Below are 3,817 nucleotides of genomic sequence, written 5' to 3' on the forward strand. Positions count from 1 at the left end.
TGTCGTCCAGCGCGTCGAAGATCTGCTGCTGTTCGCTTTCTCGGACCTCGGCCGCGCGCACCAACATGTTGCGCATCCGGTCGAAGGACGGGGCTGCGAGGTGATTGTCAGTCGTCACTGCGGTTGTCCTTCATCGGCGGGGAAAGATGGGACGTGTCGGCAGCCTAGCGATCGACTAACTGCGGAGGGTATCGACCCCATGGCGTAACCGCGTGACGTGCGACTCCGACGATTGAATAACGAAGTGGTCACTGCGGCAAGGTTCGAGTACGGAATGAGACTTGACTCCCGAAACGGACGGTGATCGCGTCGTCGTCCGGAGGTCACATCGCCCGCTCGGCGGGCACAGGTACCGTCGACGCATGTCGACGCGAACCGTTCCGACTCTGCAAGAGCTCCGTAGCGCGCCGAAGGTGCTGCTCCACGACCATCTGGACGGCGGCCTGCGGCCGAGCACCGTTGTCGAACTGGCCGACGAGACCGGTTACGACGGGCTTCCCACCACCGACGTCGGGGAGCTGGGCCGATGGTTCAGGGACGCGGCCAACTCCGGCTCGTTGGAGACCTACCTGGAGACCTTCGCGCACACCTGCGGTGTCATGCAGACCGAGGAGGCTCTGGCGAGGGTCGCCGCCGAGTGTGTCGAGGACCTGGCCGACGACGGGGTCGTCTACGCCGAGGTGCGGTACGCCCCCGAGCTGTTCGTCGAGCGGGGACTGTCGCTGGAGGCCGTGGTGGAGGCCGTGCAGGACGGGTTCGACCGTGGCCGCAAGGCGGCAGCCGAACGTGGGAAGCACATCCGGGTCGGGCAGTTGCTGTGCGCCATGAGGCAGCACGCGCGGGCGCTGGAGATCGCCAACCTGACCGTGCGCTACCGCGACCGCGGCGTCGTCGGGTTCGACATCGCCGGCCCCGAGGCGGGCTACCCGCCCACCCGGAACCTGGACGCGTTCGAATTCCTGCGGGAGAACAACGCCCACTTCACCATCCACGCCGGTGAGGCCTTCGGGCTCGCCTCGATCTGGGAGGCCATCCAGTACTGCGGCGCCGAGCGCCTCGGCCACGGGGTCCGCATCGTCGACGACATCACCGTGGCCGACGACGGCGACGTCTCGCTCGGCAGGCTCGCCGCCTACGTCCGGGACCGCCGGATTCCCCTCGAGGTGTGTCCGTCGTCGAACATCCAGACCGGCGCGGCCCCCTCGATCGCTGAGCACCCGATCGGGCTGCTCGCGAAACTGCGGTTCCGGGTCACGATCAACACGGACAACAGGCTGATGAGCGACTGCACGGTGTCGTCGGAGTTCGCCGCTCTCGTCGACGCGTTCGGCTTCGACTGGGCCGACGTGCAGTGGTGCACGATCAACGCGATGAAATCGGCGTTCATCGGCTTCGACGAACGACTCGACATCATCAACAACGTCATCAAGCCCTGGTACGCCGAACGCGTGTGACAGGCGCGGATCGGCGCCGTTGGCGGGTGCTCGCGCTCGGCCACGCGGCGCGGACCGCGAGCTGTACGTTCCTGTACGGCATCCCCTTCCTCGTGCCGTCGTTGCGGGCGGACTCCGGGTTGTCGCTGGCGCAGGCCGGCACGGTGGTGGCCGCACCGAGCATGGGGCTGCTGCTGACACTCGTGGCATGGGGAGCGGCGGCCGACCGTTACGGCGAGCGGCGTATCATGGCGCTCGGACTCGGCGGCTCGGGGCTCCTGTTGTCGGCGGCCTCGGCGTTCGCTTCGGAGCCCGCCACGCTGACCGCGATGTTCGTGCTCGCGGGCGCGGCCACCGCCTCGGTCAACGCCTCCGGTGGGCGAGTGGTGATGGGCTGGTTCTCCGCGGCCGAACGCGGTGTCGCCATGGGGATCCGGCAGACGGCGCAGCCGGTGGGCGTCGGTCTGGCCGCGCTGGGGCTGCCGTCGCTGGCGCAACAGTGGGGTTTTCACACGGCCCTGCTGCTACCGGCGGGCAGGCTCGGGGCGGGTTACTGGTCAGACCGGGCCGGCAGCAGGCTGAGGCCGATGCGGCTCATCGCCGTGGGCAGCGCGGCCGTGATGGCGGCGCTGGCGGCGGCGGACGTCACGGTCCCGTGGGTGGCCGTGGTCGTGCTGACGCTGGCGGCCGTGGTGACCGTGGCGGACAACGGGCTGGGCTTCACGGCGTCGGCCGAACTCGCGGGCTCCGCGTGGGCGGGTAGGGCGATGGGGGCGCAGAACACGGCCTAGAACCTGGCCGCGTCGATCACCCCACCACTGCTGGGACTCGTGATCACGGGAAGCGGCTTCGCGTCGGCGTTCGCGCTCGTCGTCGTCTTCCCGATCGTGGCAGTGTGGCTCACTCCCGTCGCCGCCGAACGTCGGGCGGGGGAGTGAGCCACACTTCGCTTCGGTGTTTTCCGGTGCCTTCGGGCGCCTTCAGTTGAGGTGCAGTCGGCTTTCGAACGAGTCCACGAGCCTGCGCCACGCCTGCTGCTCGTCGTCGAACGGCGGGCTCGGGGTGAGCCTGGTCGGATCGGGGTGCAGCACGAACGACACCAGCCACCCCAGCCTTTCGGAGCTCGCGAGCGCCTTCGACACCTCGTCGTCACCGGTCCAGTCGGCGGCGTCCGTGAGTAGTTCCACGGCGAGTTCCAACTGGGTGGGGTCGATGGCGTCCACACCCTCGGCGATGTCCTCGTCCAGGCCGGTCAGCACGTAGATGTTGTCGGGGTCGACCTCGATTTCCAGCTCACCCGCCGTGGCGGCGGCCAGCACCTCGTCCCACGTGGACACCTCCGCGATGTCGGTGTGGGCGAGTTTCCCGCCGTCCGCCAGCGCCCTGGCCAGCGCCCGCTCCGACGGATACGCCTCGATGGTGCCGTCCGCGCCCAGGAACACTGGCTCGTCGTCGAGGTAGCACCGGAGCGTGTAGTAGTCCCGCGACGGCAGCACGATCTTGATGGGGTCGATGCCGACCTCGAACCAGAACCCCGCCGGCTCGTCGTCGGCGTCGTCGTCCGCAACGGCCCCTTCGGAGTCGTCACTGTCGTCGGCGTCGTCGCTGTCGCGGTCCACGGTGTCCAGGTCGTCGTCCTCGGAATCCACCCCGGCCTCGGCCTCTGCGGACTCCTCGTGGAACGCCGCGAGCTCCTCGGTGGTCTGGTCGAGGGTCGCGGAGTCGACGTCGGGGGTCGTGACGAGTTCGTCGATGGAGTCGAGGACGACGTCCCACTTCTCGGAGACGGTCTTGGACAGGTCGTTCCACAGGCGGGTGCCCTCCCGTCCCGTGAACGGCAGTTGCCCCTGGTCGAGCAGGAAGAACGCCTCGCAACTGTCGAGGACCTCGTGCACTTCCTCCAGGTCGCACACGTCGGCGAGCGACCGCACGATGTTGACGATCTCGGCCAGCTCGGACAGCGTCCACGAGTCGGGGTCCTCGGCCACCAGCTCGGGAACGCCCACGAGGTCGTAGCAGTGGTCGTCGTCCGGGATGAGCTCCGGCACGTTGAGGGCGGGCACCGCCTCCCACGCCGGGTGGTCGATCAGATCGTGCTCTTCGGCTGTGCGCACGTACGCCGCGAGATGGGCGGAGTCGGGAAACGCGTAGAGATCCTCCTCGTCACCGAGGAAGGCCTCCCACTCCTCACCGTCCTCCCGCCATCGCGGTGCCCACAGCGTTACCAGATCGCCTTGTGGCAACCCGAGCTCGATCGGGATGATATCCTGTGCCATTCCGCCCTCCGGAAACCACCTGTGCACGAGCCGGATCACTGTGGCGCTCGGAACCGGACGTGTTAGGCGAAGCCTACGGGTTCCGACTCCGAGCCGCGATCACCCCTC

Annotated in this window: 2 protein-coding genes and 2 pseudogenes; 2 read left to right on the plus strand and 2 right to left on the minus strand. The window is 68.5% G+C overall.

All coding sequences use genetic code 11. The annotated features are described in order from the left end of the window. Positions 1-118, minus strand: a pseudogene (locus tag M7H19_RS13635) (PA containing protein); the annotation flags it as partial. A 244-nt stretch (positions 119-362) separates the two neighbouring features. On the opposite strand from M7H19_RS13635, the gene M7H19_RS13640 reads away from it, so the two are divergent. Continuing rightward, positions 363-1,454: an adenosine deaminase gene (locus M7H19_RS13640; RefSeq protein WP_298181265.1), complete on the plus strand. Its 1,092-nt coding sequence runs from the start codon at positions 363-365 to the stop codon at positions 1,452-1,454. Continuing rightward, a pseudogene (locus M7H19_RS13645) lies at positions 1,433-2,371 on the plus strand (MFS transporter). Before M7H19_RS13640 ends, M7H19_RS13645 begins: the two are co-directional and overlap by 22 nt. Positions 2,372-2,413: 42 nt before the next feature. Here M7H19_RS13645 and M7H19_RS13650 read toward each other — a convergent pair. Next, positions 2,414-3,709: a primosomal protein gene (locus M7H19_RS13650; RefSeq protein WP_298181267.1), complete on the minus strand. Its 1,296-nt coding sequence runs from the start codon at positions 3,707-3,709 to the stop codon at positions 2,414-2,416. Positions 3,710-3,817: the final 108 nt, after the last annotated feature.

Source organism: Saccharomonospora sp. (assembly GCF_027317685.1).
In the GTDB taxonomy this organism is placed as follows: Bacteria; Actinomycetota; Actinomycetes; order Mycobacteriales; family Pseudonocardiaceae; genus Saccharomonospora.

Excerpts from the sequence above, each read along its gene's own strand:
- M7H19_RS13650 (WP_298181267.1), bottom strand. The coding sequence starts at position 3,709 with ATGGCACAGGATATCATCCCGATCGAGCTCGGGTTGCCACAAGGCGAT.
- M7H19_RS13640 (WP_298181265.1), top strand. The coding sequence starts at position 363 with ATGTCGACGCGAACCGTTCCGACTCTGCAAGAGCTCCGTAGCGCGCCG.